We start from the raw sequence: 18,419 nt of genomic DNA on the forward strand, positions 1-18,419 counted from the left end.
AAAAATTATATACATGAAATTTGTCCCTTCTATAGAATTTGAACCTCCTGAAATTATTAAAAAATTTCAGGACGAAAAGCTTAAAGAAAACCTGCTGTATTTGAAAAACAATTCAAAATACTATCAAAACGTTTTTAACAAAAACAATATAAAAATCGAGAAAATAAATAGTGTTTCCGATTTAAGCAATATTCCGTTCACTACCAAAACCGATTTGCACAACTACAACACTGATTTTTTGTGCGTTGAAAGAGAAAAAATTGTCGATTATATTACCACATCAGGAACTTTGGGCAATCCAGTAACATTTGCAATGACCGACAAAGACTTAGAGCGACTTGCATATAACGAAGCAATTTCTTTCACCTGTGCCGGTGGAAAATCAACCGACATATATCAACTAATGACCACCATAGACAAGCGCTTTATGGCGGGACTTGCATACTTTTTGGGTATCAGAAAAATGGGTGCGGGAATTATTAGGGTTGGCAATGGCGTTGCCGAACTTCAGTGGGACAGCATCAAGCGATTTAATCCAAATACGATTATTGTAGTCCCCAGCTTTATTTTGAGAGTTATTAAATACGCCGAAGACAACGGAATTGACTATAAAAATTCCAGCATAAAAAAAGCCGTATGTATAGGCGAAAACTTGCGCGATACCAATTTAGAACTTAATCTTTTGGGTAGCAAAATAAAAGAAAAATGGGATATTCAACTGTTCTCGACATACGCCTCTACCGAAATGGCAACAACATTTTGCGAATGTGAATACGGCTGCGGCGGACACGAACATCCAGAACTTATCATCACCGAACTTGTTGACGATGACGGAAACGTAGTTGAAGATGGACAAATAGGCGAATTGTGCGTTACTACACTTGGAGTTGAAGGAATGCCCTTGCTTAGGTTTAAAACCGGCGATATGGCTAAGTTTTACACCGAAAAATGCAAATGCGGCAGAACGACCAAACGTATTAGCCCAATTATAGGCAGAAAGAACCAAATGATTAAATTTAAAGGTACTACCCTATTCCCTTCGGCTATCTTCGAAGTATTAGACAACACTGACTTGGTTAACAATTACTACGTAGAAGTGAGCACCAACGACATAGGAACCGACGATATAGAAATTTTTGTCAGCACAAACTGCGAAACAGAAAATAATTATAAATTTGTAGCCCAACTAAAAGATAAATTTAAAGCACGATTACGCGTTACTCCCAGAATATCAATTACAAGTAGCGACGTGATAAACAAAGTTCAAGGTAAAGAAATAAACAGAAAACCTAAAAAATTTATAGATAAAAGAAGCAATAACCATGACAATTAACACATTTGACGATATAAGACCGTACTACGACAGCGAAGTTAACGAGGCAATGTTGCGTATAGCCGATGATCCTCTGTTTGAGAATATAGCCCGCTTTTTGTACCCCGACGGAGATATTGAAGAGGTGAAAAATAATTTGCGTAAGATAAACACCACCCACGACTTTCAAGTACAATTTATGGATTATGCAATTAAAAAAATTGCAGAACTTACAGCAAACAAATTTACTACCGAAGGATTTGAAAAACTAGATAAAAACAAATCATATCTCTTTGTTTCAAACCACCGCGATATTCTGCTAGACTCAGCTCTACTGCAAATAGCACTGCACGAAAACGGTTTAAAAACTTCGGAAATAACTTTCGGCAGCAACCTAATGCATCCACAACTTGCAGTAGATATTGGCAAATCTAACAAAATGTTTAAAGTAAAACGAAGCGGAACCCCTCGCGAATTTTACTTCAACTCTTTGGAACTATCGAAATATATACGCTACACTATCCTGGATAAAAAAGAATCGGTTTGGATTGCTCAACGAAACGGCAGAACCAAAAACGGCAACGACAAAACCGACCAAGGACTAATAAAAATGTTTGCCTCATCGGCTAATAATACCGAAGAATTGTTGCAATTAAACATCACTCCTGTAACTATTTCTTACCAATGGGAAACCTGCGACATTGAAAAAGTTTACGAAAACTTTGTCAACCTGACAGGAAAATACGAGAAAAAACCAGGCGAAGACCTCAACAGCATCATCAAAGGTATTACTCAGTACAAAGGTAATATACACATCAACATTGGCGATACAATAACTCGCGACAATTATGAAATGGAAGACGTATTAGCCAAAGACATTAATCGTATTGTTGAAATTATCGACAATGATGTTCACAAAAACTACAAACTTTGGGACAATAATTACATCGCCCACGACCTACTTAACAACAAAAACACATACATTGATGTGAAATACAACAGCGGCGACAGACAAAATTTTGTCGAAAAAATGAACGAGAAAATATCAGCAATAGAAACAGATGATAAAGATACTTTAGTAAATTTGTATCTTGATATTTATTCAAATCCTGTTGTTAATCAAATTAATAGATTATGAAATGAATAGTCTTTACTCCCCATAAAGGTGAAAAAATGAAATTTTCAACAAAGTGTACCAACTTTTTTTCAGAACTATGCACTTTTATTATACTCGCCAAACCTGATACTAAATCAAAAACTGTGGTTATTAGTCTTAACTGTTTTAAACTGCAATTTATATATATAAACAAATTAATAATCATTTAACCTTACTTATTATATTAATTTATTATTTTTGCGAGATTAAAGGTTGCAACGTATGTGAGTGACGTGGCGGAGCTGTGAGTAGGGAGCAGTACATACATTCTTTAATGAGTGAAAATAATTCATAATAATTTGAAGAAGCTTTTTGCACAATAGGATATAGTATTCCAAACAGTTTGATTAAGCCATAAAAAAAGTACAATGAAACAAGAGTTATCAAATAAAACAGAAAAAAAAGAAATTAAAATATGCGTTGTCGGACTTGGCTACGTAGGACTACCGTTAGCAAGATTGTTTTCAACCAAGTTCCCAACCATTGGATACGATATCAATCAAGAAAGAGTAAACCGTCTTATGCAAGGCAAAGACGACACACTTGAGGTAGACGACTTCTTACTACAAGAAGCAATAGATAAAAATAACTTCTTTTGTACAACCGATATAGAAAAAATAAAAGATTGTAATTTTTATGTAGTTACGGTGCCTACCCCTGTAGATAAACATAATAACCCTGACCTTACTCCACTTCGTAAAGCCTCCGAAACAATAGGAAAGGTAATAAGCAAGGGTGATATAGTTGTTTATGAATCCACAGTATATCCGGGAGTAACAGAAGAGGAATGCCTCCCAGTAGTGGAAAAAGTTTCAGGATTGACTTTCAATAAAGATTTTTTTGCAGGTTATTCACCGGAGAGAATAAATCCTGGCGACAAGGAACGTACAGTAGAAAAAATAAAAAAAGTAACATCTGGTTCTACTCCAGAGATTGCAAAATTGATAGACGAAGTATATAATACTGTTTTGATAAATGGAACCCATCTTGCACCAAGCCTAAAGGTTGCGGAAGCATCAAAAATTATTGAAAATGCACAGAGAGATGTAAACATTGCTTTCATGAATGAATTGGCAAAGATATTTAATGCAATGGGAATAGATACCAATGATGCAATAGAAGCTGCAGCCTCTAAATGGAACTTTATTAAACTAAAACCTGGCTTGGTAGGAGGTCATTGTATAAGTGTTGACCCTTATTATTTGATACAGAAAGCACAAGTTTATGGAGTTTTACCGCGCTTAATGACTGATGCAAGGCGCCTTAATGACAATATGGGAGAATATGTTGCCAATAGAGTTATAAAACTAATGAATTATAAAGGAGTTATGGTAAAAGACGCCAAAATCCTAATCTTGGGAATAACCTTTAAGGAAAACTGCCCAGACATTCGCAACACAAAAGTAGTAGATATAGTTCATACCCTAGAACCTTACACCAAAAACATAACAATCTACGACCCATGGGCAAATAAAGAAAATGTAAAACATGAATATAATTTAGAAATAACCAATACCCTACCAAAAGAAAAGTTTGACACAATTATTCTTGCTGTGGCACATAAGGAATTTTTGGATATAGGTATAAATTCAATGTTAAAAGATACATCTGTACTATATGATGTGAAATCAGTATTGGATAAAGATATTATTGACGGAAGATTGTAAAACTATATGATACAACATACATTAAGTTACGGGTCAATGGAAGAAGAGGGCTATTTTACTGGTAGGAAATAAATGTATTGTAAAAAGCAAATTCATTTACTGCTCTCACTAAATAAGTGGGTTATTGAATGTCAATTATTTCAAATAACAATTGTTTTTATGTAGACAATAACGAATAAATATTAATAACGTAAATTTTATATAGTATGAAAGGAATTGTTCTTGCAGGAGGCTCGGGTACTCGATTGTATCCCATAACAAAAGGTATATCAAAACAGTTAATACCCATTTATGATAAGCCAATGGTGTATTACCCTATTTCGACTCTTATGCTAGCCGGAATTCGTGAGATATTAATAATCTCTACACCGCAGGATTTACCTGGGTTTAAGAGACTTTTAGGTGATGGGACTGATTATGGTGTGAGGTTTGAGTACGCTGAGCAACCAAGCCCAGATGGATTGGCACAGGCATTAATTATTGGTGAACAGTTTGTAGGAGATGATGCTGTGTGTCTTGTATTAGGAGATAATATTTTTTATGGACAAGGTTTTAGTCCAATGTTAGGGGAGGCGGTAGAAAATGCAGAGCAACAAAAGCAAGCTACTGTTTTTGGATATTACGTGGATGACCCTGAACGATACGGTGTTGTGGAATTTGATACTACTGGCAAAGCCTTAAGCATTGAAGAGAAACCCGAAAACCCAAAATCCAATTATGCTGTGGTAGGTTTATATTTCTATCCAAAAGGAGTTGCCGAAATAGCTAAAAATGTAAAACCTTCACGAAGAGGAGAATTGGAGATAACCTCTGTTAATCAAGAATATTTGAAAAATCAAACTCTCAGTGTGCAACTTTTGGGTAGGGGTTTCGCATGGCTAGATACAGGTACTCATGAATCTCTTTCAGAAGCATCCAATTTTATAGAGGTTATAGAAAAAAGACAAGGATTAAAAATTGCTTGCTTAGAAGAAATAGCCTATAAGAATGGGTGGATTTCCTCAGAAGACATGGCTCGTATCGCCGAACCAATGAAGAAAAATCAATATGGACAATATCTATTAAAACTTTTATCTAATTAAATATTAGTTTAAAGTTTAAGGTTCAAAGGCTGAATTAAATGGAAGAGTATAAATTTTCTTTTAAAAAGTTAGATGTTTGGCAGAATTCAAGATTGTTGGTAAAAGAAATTTATACCATTTTTCCAAACTCCCATTAGAAGAAAAGTATGTAATTTCAGACCTATTAAGAAGAGCAGTGATTTCTGTCCCTTCTAATATAGCAGAAGGTAGTGCTAGGCTATCCACAAAGGAGCAGATTAGATTTTATGAAATTGCCTTTGGCTCTTTAATGGAGGTTTATTGTCAACTTCAGTTATGCATAGATGTAGAATATCTAATTTCAGAAGATATAAAAAATTCAAAAAAACTAATTTTTACTATATCTAAACAATTGTCCAAAATGAGAACTTTTTTACAAACTAAAACAAAATAAGTCAATTTATAACTAAACAAATAAATTTAATTTATTAAACCTTAAACGTGCTTTGGCACAAAATTAAACATTAAACATCTTTTTGAAGTATGAAAAAAAATATATTAATTACCGGAGGTGCAGGTTTTATAGGCTCACACGTTGTTCGCTTATTTGTAGAAAAATATACTAAATATCGCATTATTAACTTAGATAAGTTGACATACGCAGGTAACTTGTCAAATCTTAAAGATGTAGAAGATAAAGAAAACTACATTTTTGTAAAGGCTGATATTTGCGACTTTGACAAAGTGTTAAAAGTGTTTAATGAGTACGATGTTACTGACGTCATTCATTTGGCAGCAGAAAGCCATGTTGATAGAAGTATAAAAGACCCGTTTACATTTGCAAAAACAAATGTGTTAGGCACATTGAGCTTGTTACAAGCTGCGAAAGAACTTTGGAAAGAAGACTATTCAAAGCACCTCTTCTATCACGTTTCTACTGATGAAGTGTATGGTGAATTGGAATTTGACGATACACTTTTCACTGAAGAAACCCCTTACGATCCGCATTCGCCCTACTCAGCAAGTAAAGCCGCTTCTGACCATTTTGTTAGAGCATTCACTGACACATACGGTTTACAAACAGTCATTTCAAACTGTTCAAACAACTATGGACCATATCAATTTCCAGAAAAACTGATACCGTTGTTTATAAACAATATTCGTCATAGTAAACCATTACCTGTTTACGGAAAAGGTGAAAATGTTCGTGATTGGTTATATGTAGAAGATCATGCACGTGCTATTGATCTAATTTTCCATAAAGGAAGAATACGTGAAACGTACAATATTGGCGGCTTCAATGAATGGAAAAATATCGACTTAATTAAAGTAATGATAAAAGTAGCAGATAGGTTATTGGGTAATTCTGAAGGAACCTCTGAAAAACTTATTACTTACGTAACAGACAGAGCAGGACACGACCTCCGTTATGCCATTGATGCAACAAAAATTAAAAATGAATTGGGCTGGGAACCTTCTTTGCAGTTTGAAGAAGGAATTGAGCTAACGATAAAATGGTATTTGAACAATCAGGAGTGGATGGATAATGTAACTTCCGGAGATTACATGAAGTACTATGAAAGTATGTATAAGGATAGATAATTGCACAAACAATATATCTTGTGATTATGACTGTCAATGATGTTCGCTTAATAGACTTGCCTAAATTCCTCGATGCTCGAGGAAATCTTTCATTTGTAGAAAACATAAAACATATTCCATTTGAAATCAAACGCACCTACTGGTTATACGATGTACCAGGTGGTGAAGCGCGAGGTGGTCATGCTTACAAGGAAAATGATGAGTTTATTATTGCCCTATCAGGTAGCTTTGATGTGGTTATTGATGATGGAGAAAATAAAAAAACTTTTTCTCTTAACCGATCTTATTATGGATTGTATGTACCTAAAGGTCTCTGGAGAGTCATAGACAACTTTTCATCCAATGCTTTTGCATTAGAATTTGGTTCTATACCTTATTCTGTTTCTGACTATATCTATGACTACAGTGAATATGCTGATTATAAAAGACTTGCAAAAGAGAAGAGCGAAGTTGTTCATTCGCACCATAAAGATGCTCCCATCCAATATAACATTATTGATAAACCCCAATCATTCAATGTTTTCGATTGCACTATAATAGAATTAGATAGGCATCATTCCGACCGTAAGGGTAACCTCACTGTAGTGGAGAATGGTAAAACTTTGCCTTTTGATGTTAAAAGGGTTTATTATCTTTACGATATTCCGGGAGGAGAAAGCAGGGGTGCCCATGCCCATAAAGAACTTAGCCAATTAATTATTGCTGCTTCCGGCTCTTTTAGTGTAACATTGGATGACGGTAATTGCAAACGCAGTTTCTTCCTTAATCGTCCTTATCAGGGGTTGTACGTAAAACCAGGTATGTGGCGAAACTTAGAAGACTTTAGTTCCGGCGCAGTTTGTATGGTGCTGGCATCTGATGTTTATAAGCAAGAAGATTATATTAGGGAATATAATAAGTTTGTAGAATTTAGAAATCAATAGTTTTTGTATGAAGCAATCAATTTTAGGTTTATATTATGAAGATTTTATAGTAGGGGAAGAAATTAAGCACTCGCTTTCAAAAACGATTTTTGAAAGTGATAATAATTTATTTAGTTTATTAACAATGAATCACCATCCTGTGCACACAAACCTCCATTATGCAGAAATAAATCAGCATGGTAAAATTATGGTTGTGGGCACACTTGTCTTTTCTGTTATAGTTGGAATGACAGTTCCTGATATCAGCGGAAAAGCTATTGCTAATCTAGGGTATGAAGATGTGAAGCACGTTGCGCCTGTGTTTATTAACGATACACTTTATGCAAAAACCAAAATTTTAAGCAAAAGAGAATCTAAAAGCAAACCTGATAGAGGGATTGTGTATGTAGAAACTGTTGGTTACAATCAAAATGGCGTGGAAGTTATAAGTTTTAGAAGGAAAGTATTAATTAAAAAACAAAACCAAGTATGAGAACAGATTTATTAATGAGGAGTCTAATGTTTGTTCCAGCTCATAATGAGACCTTAATTGAGAGTGCATTAAGAAGAGATGCAGATGTATTACTATTAGATATTGAAGACTCTGTGCAACCTACAGAGAATAAACAAATAGCAAGGGATAATATTGTTAAATACCTTAAAGCTGGGAAGTTTGATAATAGAGTTCTTTTTCCGAGAGTTAATGATAGAGAAAGCGGTCAATTGCTTAAAGATGTTTATCAGTTAGCTTGCGTGGGAATAAATGGTTTTATGTATCCAAAAGCAAAAAAAGGAGAGGATATTTATTTTTTTGGTAAACTATTAGAAACAATAGAATATGAAAAGAAATTACCTCTGCATACTTTTAAAATAATTGCCCTCATTGAAACTCCTGGAGCTGTAATGAATATTCAAGATATTTGTACTGCATGTCCGGAAAGGTTAGTTGGAGTAGCTTTTGGTTGCGAAGATTTTATGACTGAGTTAGGTGGACAACACGATAGTGAAGGGCAAAGCATCTTTACTGCCAGAGCTATGATTGCAATGGGAGCAAAAGCAAATAATATTGTGCCAATAGATACAGTGCATATAAAAGTACATGATTTAGTAGATTTAGAAAAAAATCTAATACTATCGAGAAAATTAGGTTTTGAAGGAATGCTAGTCCTTAACCCAAAAGAATTACCATTAGTTCATCAATACTATTCCCCATCTCAAGAGCAGGTTCAGTGGGCAAAAGAGATGTTGGAATTATCGGAAGAAGCCGTAAAACAAGGAAAAGGGGTTGCAATGAAAGACAACAAATTTATTGGCCCCCCAATGGTAAAAATGGCTAAGGATATATTAAATAAAGTTGATCTTATAAAAACCATAAAAAATGAGTAAGAAAATTATAATTATTGGAGGTGAAGGGAATGGGGGCGTTATTGCTTCTTGTATTGAGGATAATAGAATTAGATATAATGATTTTGAGTGGGAGATTGTTGGGTTTGTTAATGATTTTGAAAGTGAAGTTTCAGGATACCCTGTAATAGGTAAGCTAGATTCTATACAGAACTTGATAGAAACCACAGATTATTATTTTAGTTGGGGTATTCATCTAGTGGGAAGAAATGTTCTGACAGAAAAATTATTTAGAAATGCAAATATTCCAACAGAAAGATTGGGAACAATCGTCCATAAATCTGCTTTTGTTGCAAAAAATGCAATACTGGAGCCAGGAGCTTTCGTAATGTCAAATAGTTATATAGGTCCTGGAGCATATATCGGTATAGCTTCTTTAATAATGGCGAATTGTTCGATAGGACATAATATAAAGATGGGAGCATTGTGTCATTGCTCAGTAGGAAGTATAATGACTGGATATTCTGAGTTAGGCTTATGTTCCGACTTAGCGGTAGGATCAACATTATTGGCATCAAAAACTATTGGAGACTTTGCAATGTTAGGTGCTGCTAGTTTAGCAACTCATGATATTCCTGATTATGAAATTCATGTTGGAAGTCCTGCTAAATTTTTTAAAAGAATAAGAAAAGATTAGTATTATGGTTAAGTTTTTAGATTTACAGAAAATAACAAATCAATATTCAGAAGAAATACATAAAGCTGTAAGTAGAGTTGTGGATTCGGGTTGGTATTTGCAGGGTAAGGAGAATAGGAAATTTGAAGAAGAGTATTTAAATTTTATTGGTACAAAATATTGTATCGGAGTTGCTAACGGTCTAGATGCTTTAATTTGGATTCTTAGAGCATATATTGAACTAGGAATTATGAAAGAAGAAGACGAGGTTATTGTTCCTGCAAATACCTATATTGCTTCAATTCTCGCAATTACAGAAAATAATCTTGTTCCTGTTTTGGTGGAACCAGACATAAATACTTTTCAAATTAATGAAAATAAGATTGAGGAAGCAATCACTCCAAGAACCAAAGCAATAATGATTGTCCATCTTTATGGCCGTTGTGCTTATACAGATAAGATTGGAAAAATTTGCAAAAAACATAATTTAAAACTTATTGAAGATAATGCCCAAGCTCAAGGCTGTTATTTTTTAGGAAATAAAAATGTAAATATACGTACCGGCTCACTTGGTGATGCTGCTGGTCATTCCTTTTATCCCGGGAAAAATCTTGGAGCTTTTGGTGATGCGGGAGCTGTAACAACCAATAATAAAGAATTAGCAAACACAATAAGAGCTCTTGCAAATTATGGTTCTTCAAAGAAATATGTTTTCAAATATAAAGGAAGAAATTCTCGTTTAGACGAAATTCAAGCTGCTGTATTATCAGTAAAACTAAAATATTTAGATAAAGATAATGCTCATAGAAAAGAAATTGCAAAATACTATATAGAAAACATACATAATCCAAAAATCGTACTGCCAAAGGTAGTAGATTATAATTCTCATGTGTTTCATATCTTTCCTATACTTTGCAAGCAAAGAAACGAATTACAAAATTATCTAACAGAAAATGGCGTCCAAACTTTAATACATTATCCAATTCCACCTCATTTACAAGAATGCTATCAAGCGTCAAACCTCAAAGTTCAAAATACAAAACTAAGTATTACCGAACAAATACATAACGAAGAATTAAGTTTGCCCATATCCCCTGTTATTAGCATGGAAGAAGCTAAAATTGTTATTGAATTGATAAATAAGTATTAATCTGTGTCAGAAGTAAAACAAAATTCGAATAACACTGAAGAAATATCTGCTTATAGAAGTATTTTTAAAGCTACATCTCTTTTTGGTGGAGTTCAACTTTGGAAAATATTAATTGAGATTGTAAAACAAAAATTTATTGCAATACTTCTTGGCCCGACAGGTATGGGAATTAGAGGATTATATATATCAACTACTCAGCTTATCCAAGGACTAACCGCAATGGGTTTATCTTCAAGTGCTGTAAAAAACATAGCAGAAGCAAATGGTAGTGGGGATTTTCAAAAGATAAGTAGAGTTGTAATAGTTTTAAGAAGATTGGTATGGTTTACTGGGTTATTGGGCATGATCGTTGTGATTGCATTTTCGCCAATACTCAGTAAGTCAACCTTTGGCAACTACGATTATACAATTCCTTTTATTTTCTTATCTGTAACTTTATTATTTCAACAACTTTCAGCAGGACAATCTGTTATTTTACAAGGAATGAGAAAACTTAAACATCTTGCAAAGTCAGGAGTTTTGGGTTCATTTTTTGGATTAATCATATCTATTCCTATTTATTATTTTTTCGGAATTAAAGGAATTGTTCCAACTCTTATTCTTAATTCAATTACCACATTGCTATTAACCTGGTATTTCTCAAAAAAAATTAAAATTGAGAAACAAAAGATTACACCTAAACAAACATTTCAAGAAGGAAAAGAAATGTTAAAAATGGGGTTGGCTATGTCTTTAACAAATATTCTTGTATTAGGCATTGGATATATAATTAGAATATATATAGTACGAATAGGTGGCACAGAAGAAGTTGGATTATTTACTGCAGGATTTGCGATAGTTAATGGATATGTTGGATTAATATTCACTGCAATGGGGACAGATTATTATCCTAGATTAGCGGGAGTGAATAAAGATAATCAAAAATGCAAGGAGATAATTAATCAACAGGCAGAAGTAGCAATTTTAATTTTAGCTCCAATAATTATGATATTTCTATTAACAGCACCCTATGCAGTTTCTTTATTATATTCAAATAAATTCGTCCCTATTACTGGTTATATGCAATGGGCAATGTTAGGAATGATATTTAAAGCCACATCTTGGTCAATTTCATTCATTTTTGTAGCAAAACAAGATATGAAAATATTTTTATTAAATGAGATATCAATAAAAATATTTAATGTTCCTCTATATTTGTTGATGTATAAATATTTTGGATTAGATGGTTTAGGAATTGGATTTATGATTAATTATTTTGTGTATTTTATATTAATGTATTTCGTTTCAAATAGAAAGTATAAGTTTAGGTTTGTACCTTCTTTTAATCGACTGTTTTTCATATGTACTTTTTTAGTCTTATTATGTTTTATTTTAATATACCTTTGGAAATCAAATTATGTATATATACCAACAATAATATTAACTTTAATTTGTTGTATGTACTCATTAAAAGAAGTGGACCGGAGGATGAAATTAAAAAGCATAATCTGTAAATTTAGAAATTCAAGTACGTAATTAGACGTTATGAGAATAACTGAATTATATATAAATAAACTATACGATAAATTAAAAAACAAAGCAAAAAATTCTTTTAAAAGAAATGATTTTGATAATTCTTTGATTTATCTGCAAGGAGCTTCATTTACTGCATATAATTTTCATTTAGGTTTTAAAGATGATGATATTGAAAGTATGTTAAAAAACATATCAAAAATTTTGAAAAAGAATACAATAACTGAAGCGTTTGATAATAATAAATGTGTTTTTTTTGATAGTTTTTCCCTAGATCATCAAGCTTTAACTCAACAGTATATAAAAGCAATAATTCAATCTGGTTGGAATTTGCTTTATATCACAGAGGCAAATATCAATAGTGAAAGAGCTAAGGATATAAAAAATGAAATTATGCAATATGATAAATCTTCTATTATTCAAATTCCATCCTATATTAAAGGAATAGATAGATCTCAATTTATATATGATTCTATAATTAAATTCGAACCGTCTAAACTTTTTATGCATATACTTCCAAATGCTGTGTATGCAGCTACTGCATTTTATGCATTACCAAAGGGAATAGACAGATTTCAAATTAATCTAACAGATCATACTTTTTGGATAGGGAAAGGTTGTTTAGATTATTCAATAGAGTTCAGACCTTTAGGCGCTTTGCTGTCCTTAAGACGTAGACTAATTCCGAAAAACAATATATTTATCATTCCATATTATCCTATTATTTCTTCTACAAAGTTTCAGGGTTTGCCTTATCAATGTGAAGATAAAATAGTGGTTCTATCTGGTGGAGCATATTATAAAATATTAGATGAAAAAAATACTTTTTTCAAACTAATGAAAATAATTTTAGAGATCTCGGAAAATGTAATTATTATTTTTGCAGGCCGAGGTGATCCTACATTATTTCAAAAGTTTATTAAAGAGAATAATTATGAAGATAGATTAATCTTAATTGGATATAGAAAAGATATTAATGAGGTATTTAAAAAATCTGACATATATTTAAATACGTATCCTTTTATTGGGGGTCTGATGTGCCAGTACGCCGCTCTAAATTCAAAACCTATATTAAGTTATTATTCTGAAAAAACAAGTAAAGCAGAAGAAACTGTATGCCAAAAAAAACATATAAATATTTCATTGTCTGATTTCGAGAGTTTTAGGCTTGAGGCAGAAAAATTTATTTTTGATAAACAATATAGAGAAAGCAGGGGAAAAGATTTAAAAAGTTGTATTGTAGATGAGTCAGATTTTAATGAAATATTTATTAGAACAATAACTAAAAAAAAGAATCTATTTGATTTCTCATTGGATGATAAATATAAGGATAATGATACTAGTGCGAAAATAAAATACGAAAATCAAACTAACGAATATAAAAAATCTATCGTAAAAATTATTGGTTTTAAATCTATCTTTTTATTTCCAAATCTCTTTTTAGATGTAATGATAAATATTTTACAAAAACGTTCTGTGTTTGTTTATTTGAAAAAACATATAAAGAAAAAAATATGAAATCAAAAATATCGGATATTTGGAATATATATAAAATTGTTTTGCTTTTATGTTTACTACAATCATTTAGAGCTTGGTTTTTTTGGGGAATTAGTGATCTCTTTGCTAGTTTACTTTTATTATTATTTGGTTTATTTTTATCTTCACTACACAAAACTTGGTTTGTAATTGATTTTAAATTAATAATTCATTTTTTATTGCTATTAATCGCAAGTTTTTTAACGTCTAGATTTGACAATATTAATAGCATTTTACTTTCAATAATAAGAATACTTCCAATATTATTCATTATAACTTTAAAGAATAGTTTGAAAATTGATTTATATATATTTGTTAGAAAATGTTTTTCTATTCTGTTGTTAATATCTTTAATCGGTTGGATTATATTTTTATTAGGAGTAAATATTCCTAGTTCAATAGTATATTATGGATATATTGACAATTTGTATCATTATTCATATACTAATTATTATTTATTTTTAAATAATAATGCCACAGACTATGTTGATTATTATAGATTTTGTTCTGTATTTCTTGAACCAGGATATTTAGGATGCTTATTATCAGTTTTTCTTTTTCTGGATCGATATAGATTTAATAAAATAAACTTCATATTTTACCTGTCTTTATTTTTTACGTTTTCAGTAGCAGGATGGCTAATCACAATTATTGGTTATATTTTATACTCATTAAAAAATTCTAAGCGTAAATTTTTGTGGTTGATAATGATTATAACAATATACTTTTCTACAATAAATATAGCGCAGAATTATAATAGTGGTGACAATTGGGTTAATAATGCTGTTATTAGTAGATTACAATATGATGATGAAAAGGGATTGTCAGGTTATAATAGATCGTCAGAAACCACAGACCAATGGTTTTGGGATTATTATATTTATGAGAAAGATTTTTTATGGGGTAGTTCTTCAAAAATTGATAATATTGGTGTTGATTGGAAAACTTATATAATCCTATATGGATTTATTGGTTTTATTTTTTATATTTTATATTTAATTTTCCCATTATTTGACAAAAGCTCTAATAAATATGAATTATTGATATATTTCATTATTTATTCTTTAATATTTGCTCAAACAATACATGGAATATATTGGTTATTATATTTATTTCTATATATTGTTGGGATTGCTGTAATAAATAATTATCCTAAATCAAATTTGGCATATAGATAATTGGACAAATATTTGTTAAAGTAATTTATCGTATACATATAACCTGAGTATTAATAAATAAAATTACTTATATGAGTGAATTGAAAAAAGCAAGAGTTATAGCGTATTATTTACCACAATTTCACCCTATACCTGAAAATGATGAATGGTGGGGAAAGGGTTTCACAGAATGGACTAATGTAGCAAAAGCAAAACCATTATTTAAAGGGCATTATCAACCCAGAATTCCAAAGGATTTAGGTTTCTATGATCTACGATTACCTGAAGTAAGAGAGGCTCAAGCTGAATTGGCAAAAGAAGCTGGGATAGAAGGTTTTTGTTATTGGCATTATTGGTTTGGTAATCAAAAAGAACTTTTAGAAAGACCATTTAATGAGGTTGTCAAAAGTGGGAAACCTGATTTCCCTTTTTGCTTGGGTTGGGCAAATCACACATGGTCAAGTAAAACCTGGAAATCTTTAAATACAAAAAAAGATACTATATTAATTAAACAAACCTATCCAGGAAAAGATGATCATATTGAACATTTTTATAAATACCTTAATGCTTTTAACGATAAAAGGTATATTAAAGTAGATGGAAGATTATTATTTGTTATTTTTAGACCACTTGATATTCCTAATGTAAAATTATTTATTAACTTATGGAATGATTTGGCTATAAATAATGGTTTACCGGGATTTTTCTTTGTTGGAGTTACTTATAATACTTCAAATTCGAGATTGTTTTCAAAAGGGAAATTAGATTTTTCATTAGCTAAAACTACAGAAAGTAATGAGCTGTTTAATATGGTTTTAAATGAAGGTTTTGATGCCGTAAATTCTCGAGGTATCATCAGAGCGGAAATTCTTGCTAAAGGAAAGTTTAGAAGGTTGTTAGGCCAGTTTATTCAAAAAAAAATATATTCAGCATACGTAAATAAATATAATTATTCTGACATTATGAAGAACTATTACACTTATGAAGATACATTTAAAAATGTATTTCCTACTATTTTACCTCAATGGGATAGAAGTCCTAGATCAGGTAATGCTAGTGGGATATATCATAATAGTACTCCAGAACTTTTTAAGAATGCGGTTGAAAATGCTTTAGAAGTTATAAAGGGAAAGGACTATGAGTATAAAATATTGTTTTTACAATCATGGAACGAATGGGCGGAAGGTAATTATATGGAACCAGATCTAAAGTATGGAAAAGGATATTTAAATGCGTTGAAAGAAGCAATTTTATACTAATAATCATGGGAATAATAAAGAAAATTAAATATGGCATTTCAAGAGCTATTGCAGAATTAAAAGGGGAAAATGATTATTGGCATCCGAGATTGAAGCCTTTAGATAAAACTGAATGCTCTAATGATATATATTTTTTAGATATGTCTCCTAAAGCTGATTATTATGGAGAAATGGAAGGAGCTGTTCCAATATTTTATTTAAATGGGAAATATCCGGTTTTTTTTTATATCACTATTTTAAATTATGGATTAGGCTTGTTAAATAAGAAGAAAAAAGGAATAAATGTAGATGAGGAAATTATTAATACATTAAAATTTATATTGGATAAACAAAATGACGATGGCGAATGGGTGTACACATTTCCTGATGGTGCTGTACATAAATTAAATAATAAAAGTTCAGGCATGACCCAAGGATTGGCAATTTCATTTATTATAAGATGTTATTATTTAGGTTTTTTAGATTATGAACTGTGTATTGATAGAATTAAAAAAGCAAAAAATGCTATGTTAAGCAAAAAACACATATCGATATATAATAATTGTGAAATTATCGAAGAGTTTTATACTCCAGGAGATACTCCATTAAATGGTGCAATTTTTGCATTATTTGGGTTGTATGATTATTGTAAATTTATTTCTGACATGTCAGAATTCAATAAATTTAATAATGATTATAAAAAGCATGTTCATAATTACGAATTTTATAAATGGTCATATTATGATGTAAAGAAAAACATTTGTAGTTGTTTTTATCACCAGTTACATATTGATTTATTAAATGCTTTATTTATTCTTACTGGGGATATGGTTTATAAAAGAATTTCGAAGAAATGGGAGAAAGGCTTGAAATATAAATATGTTTTTATAATACTTAAATCGTTTCAAAAAATTACAAATATTAAATCCATGACAATGTCCTATGATAAATTACAAAAATAAACACATCAAAATATGAAAAAAAATAATATACTTGTTTTTGGAGCTTTTGGTTATAAGGAGAATAGATTAAGTGGGCAAACTATTAAAACACGTAATGTTTATGAGATGTTGAAATGTTGTTGCATGGATTCTAATGTTTATTATTTTGATACACAAGATTTATCTTATTCGATAATTAACATGTTTGATATGATTAAGAAGTTGTTTGTATGTGATACTATTATTTATTTACCTGCTCAAAAAAATCTTAAATATTTATTCCCTTTTTTATTTTTAATAACTAGAATAAGAAAAGTTCCTATAATTTATTTAGTAATAGGTAGTTGGCTTTCAGATTATATTAAAAATAAAAAAATACATATCGTTTTTTTGAGTAAAATCAAAAAGATATATACAGAAACTAACACCTTGAAAAAGAGATTAGAAGATGAGTATAAGTTTAAAAATGTTGAAGTGCTTCATAATTTCAGAATTAATAATTATGTTCCTAATATTTCCGATAATAATCCAAATGAGTTATATTTAGTTTTCATGTCTAGGATAAATAAACTTAAGGGTTATACGACCATATTTGATTTAGCTAAATATATAGACAAAAATAACTTAAATATATCTTCGTTAATTAGCATTACATAACCGTCTATTGCAAGACAGTATAAAATAATATTTAATGCGTTTGTATTTTCAAATTCTATAAAACCTGCGTCGTTTTTTGTGCCTTGATACGCCAAACTTGAAGCATAATTTGTTATATCGTAACTTAATCCCAACAAATCAAGAATTTTAACAACTAAATCTTTGTGAGTAATCACTTCATCTAAATTTACGTCTATATCGATTTTTAACTTATTAAGCAAACTTTCCGTCGAGTATTTAGTATTAAACGTCGTATCGGTCAAAATCTCGCGTTGACTTGAGAGGATGTTACGTTTAATAATTTGATTTCCAGAAATCGATAAATCTATATCAGAAGTATCAAAAGTTCCGACAGTAAGAAAGTTCCCAGTATCGTTAAAATTTATACAATCTATTTCAAACGTTAAATTTATACCTGTATCCATTAGCCCCACCCCACATTTTTTAAATCTTCATCTGCTAATCTTTCGCCCAATAACCCTAAATTCAAATCGTCAAATCTAATATTGTAAAAATTAAAATTTTCAAT

At 30.9% G+C, this 18,419-nt stretch carries 18 protein-coding genes and 1 pseudogene; 18 read left to right on the plus strand and 1 reads right to left on the minus strand.

Translation table 11 applies throughout. The features are described from left to right. Positions 1–13 precede the first annotated feature (13 nt). From PHP31_02190 to PHP31_02275, 18 genes and pseudogenes are all read left to right on the plus strand, one after another. Positions 14–1,333, plus strand: a complete 1,320-nt coding sequence (locus tag PHP31_02190; protein MDD3738090.1) for an AMP-binding protein — start codon at positions 14–16, stop codon at positions 1,331–1,333. Next, positions 1,323–2,450, plus strand: a complete 1,128-nt coding sequence (locus PHP31_02195) for an acyltransferase (protein MDD3738091.1) — start codon at positions 1,323–1,325, stop codon at positions 2,448–2,450. The genes PHP31_02190 and PHP31_02195 overlap by 11 nt, the downstream gene beginning before the upstream one ends. 386 nt (positions 2,451–2,836) lie before the next feature. Further along, entirely contained in the window at positions 2,837–4,135 is a 1,299-nt protein-coding gene (locus tag PHP31_02200) for a nucleotide sugar dehydrogenase (GenBank protein MDD3738092.1), read from the plus strand. A 206-nt stretch (positions 4,136–4,341) separates the two neighbouring features. Then, positions 4,342–5,217 (plus strand): glucose-1-phosphate thymidylyltransferase RfbA, encoded by an 876-nt coding sequence (rfbA, locus tag PHP31_02205; GenBank protein ID MDD3738093.1) that lies wholly within the window; start codon positions 4,342–4,344, stop codon positions 5,215–5,217. 76 nt (positions 5,218–5,293) lie between these two features. Next, positions 5,294–5,629 carry a four helix bundle protein gene (locus PHP31_02210; protein ID MDD3738094.1) on the plus strand — a complete coding sequence of 112 codons (336 nt, stop codon included), beginning with the start codon at positions 5,294–5,296 and terminating at the stop codon, positions 5,627–5,629. 89 nt (positions 5,630–5,718) lie between these two features. Continuing rightward, complete coding sequence (rfbB, locus tag PHP31_02215) at positions 5,719–6,777, plus strand: dTDP-glucose 4,6-dehydratase (GenBank protein ID MDD3738095.1); 1,059 nt, start codon at positions 5,719–5,721, stop codon at positions 6,775–6,777. Between the two features lie 26 nt (positions 6,778–6,803). Next, a pseudogene (locus PHP31_02220) lies at positions 6,804–7,205 on the plus strand (FdtA/QdtA family cupin domain-containing protein). Between the two features lie 66 nt (positions 7,206–7,271). Next, positions 7,272–7,700, plus strand: coding sequence for an FdtA/QdtA family cupin domain-containing protein (locus PHP31_02225; protein ID MDD3738096.1), 429 nt, complete (start codon positions 7,272–7,274; stop codon positions 7,698–7,700). Between the two features lie 7 nt (positions 7,701–7,707). After that, the gene (locus PHP31_02230) at positions 7,708–8,172 is read left to right on the plus strand and encodes a MaoC family dehydratase (protein ID MDD3738097.1); all 465 of its coding nucleotides are present in this window, start codon (positions 7,708–7,710) and stop codon (positions 8,170–8,172) included. Then, a complete protein-coding gene (locus PHP31_02235) occupies positions 8,169–9,065 on the plus strand; it encodes a CoA ester lyase (protein ID MDD3738098.1) in 897 nt (298 codons plus the stop codon). The genes PHP31_02230 and PHP31_02235 overlap by 4 nt, the downstream gene beginning before the upstream one ends. Next, entirely contained in the window at positions 9,058–9,720 is a 663-nt protein-coding gene (locus tag PHP31_02240; GenBank protein MDD3738099.1) for a sugar O-acyltransferase, read from the plus strand. The genes PHP31_02235 and PHP31_02240 overlap by 8 nt, the downstream gene beginning before the upstream one ends. A gap of 4 nt (positions 9,721–9,724) precedes the next feature. Beyond that, a complete protein-coding gene (locus PHP31_02245) occupies positions 9,725–10,849 on the plus strand; it encodes a DegT/DnrJ/EryC1/StrS family aminotransferase (GenBank protein MDD3738100.1) in 1,125 nt (374 codons plus the stop codon). Positions 10,850–10,852: 3 nt separating this feature from the next. Next, positions 10,853–12,364 (plus strand): O-antigen translocase, encoded by a 1,512-nt coding sequence (locus tag PHP31_02250; protein MDD3738101.1) that lies wholly within the window; start codon positions 10,853–10,855, stop codon positions 12,362–12,364. 9 nt (positions 12,365–12,373) lie between these two features. Then, the gene (locus PHP31_02255) at positions 12,374–13,879 is read left to right on the plus strand and encodes a hypothetical protein (GenBank protein MDD3738102.1); all 1,506 of its coding nucleotides are present in this window, start codon (positions 12,374–12,376) and stop codon (positions 13,877–13,879) included. Beyond that, a complete protein-coding gene (locus PHP31_02260) occupies positions 13,876–15,075 on the plus strand; it encodes a hypothetical protein (GenBank protein MDD3738103.1) in 1,200 nt (399 codons plus the stop codon). Before PHP31_02255 ends, PHP31_02260 begins: the two co-directional genes overlap by 4 nt. A 71-nt stretch (positions 15,076–15,146) precedes the next feature. Then, on the plus strand, positions 15,147–16,313 hold the full coding sequence (locus tag PHP31_02265; GenBank protein MDD3738104.1) for a glycoside hydrolase family 99-like domain-containing protein: 1,167 nt from the start codon (positions 15,147–15,149) through the stop codon (positions 16,311–16,313). A 5-nt stretch (positions 16,314–16,318) separates the two neighbouring features. Then, positions 16,319–17,254, plus strand: a complete 936-nt coding sequence (locus tag PHP31_02270; protein ID MDD3738105.1) for a D-glucuronyl C5-epimerase family protein — start codon at positions 16,319–16,321, stop codon at positions 17,252–17,254. A gap of 12 nt (positions 17,255–17,266) precedes the next feature. Next, a complete protein-coding gene (locus PHP31_02275; GenBank protein ID MDD3738106.1) occupies positions 17,267–17,890 on the plus strand; it encodes a hypothetical protein in 624 nt (207 codons plus the stop codon). On the opposite strand, the gene PHP31_02280 is transcribed toward PHP31_02275, so the two are convergent. Then, positions 17,812–18,324 carry a hypothetical protein gene (locus tag PHP31_02280; protein ID MDD3738107.1) on the minus strand — a complete coding sequence of 171 codons (513 nt, stop codon included), beginning with the start codon at positions 18,322–18,324 and terminating at the stop codon, positions 17,812–17,814. The two genes, PHP31_02275 and PHP31_02280, sit on opposite strands and share 79 nt — an antisense overlap. Between the last annotated feature and the right edge of the window lie 95 nt (positions 18,325–18,419).

Source organism: Lentimicrobiaceae bacterium, assembly GCA_028697555.1.
Lineage (GTDB): Bacteria > Bacteroidota > Bacteroidia > Bacteroidales > UBA4417 > UBA4417.

Bases quoted from the DNA above. Each gene is read 5' to 3' on its own strand.
- PHP31_02260 (MDD3738103.1), top strand. From the start codon at position 13,876: ATGAAATCAAAAATATCGGATATTTGGAATATATATAAAATTGTTTTG.
- PHP31_02190 (MDD3738090.1), top strand. From the start codon at position 14: ATGAAATTTGTCCCTTCTATAGAATTTGAACCTCCTGAAATTATTAAA.
- PHP31_02255 (MDD3738102.1), top strand. From the start codon at position 12,374: ATGAGAATAACTGAATTATATATAAATAAACTATACGATAAATTAAAA.
- PHP31_02265 (MDD3738104.1), top strand. From the start codon at position 15,147: ATGAGTGAATTGAAAAAAGCAAGAGTTATAGCGTATTATTTACCACAA.
- PHP31_02195 (MDD3738091.1), top strand. From the start codon at position 1,323: ATGACAATTAACACATTTGACGATATAAGACCGTACTACGACAGCGAA.
- PHP31_02245 (MDD3738100.1), top strand. From the start codon at position 9,725: ATGGTTAAGTTTTTAGATTTACAGAAAATAACAAATCAATATTCAGAA.
- PHP31_02230 (MDD3738097.1), top strand. From the start codon at position 7,708: ATGAAGCAATCAATTTTAGGTTTATATTATGAAGATTTTATAGTAGGG.
- PHP31_02240 (MDD3738099.1), top strand. From the start codon at position 9,058: ATGAGTAAGAAAATTATAATTATTGGAGGTGAAGGGAATGGGGGCGTT.
- PHP31_02235 (MDD3738098.1), top strand. From the start codon at position 8,169: ATGAGAACAGATTTATTAATGAGGAGTCTAATGTTTGTTCCAGCTCAT.
- rfbA (MDD3738093.1), top strand. From the start codon at position 4,342: ATGAAAGGAATTGTTCTTGCAGGAGGCTCGGGTACTCGATTGTATCCC.
- PHP31_02275 (MDD3738106.1), top strand. From the start codon at position 17,267: ATGAAAAAAAATAATATACTTGTTTTTGGAGCTTTTGGTTATAAGGAG.
- PHP31_02200 (MDD3738092.1), top strand. From the start codon at position 2,837: ATGAAACAAGAGTTATCAAATAAAACAGAAAAAAAAGAAATTAAAATA.
- PHP31_02270 (MDD3738105.1), top strand. From the start codon at position 16,319: ATGGGAATAATAAAGAAAATTAAATATGGCATTTCAAGAGCTATTGCA.
- rfbB (MDD3738095.1), top strand. From the start codon at position 5,719: ATGAAAAAAAATATATTAATTACCGGAGGTGCAGGTTTTATAGGCTCA.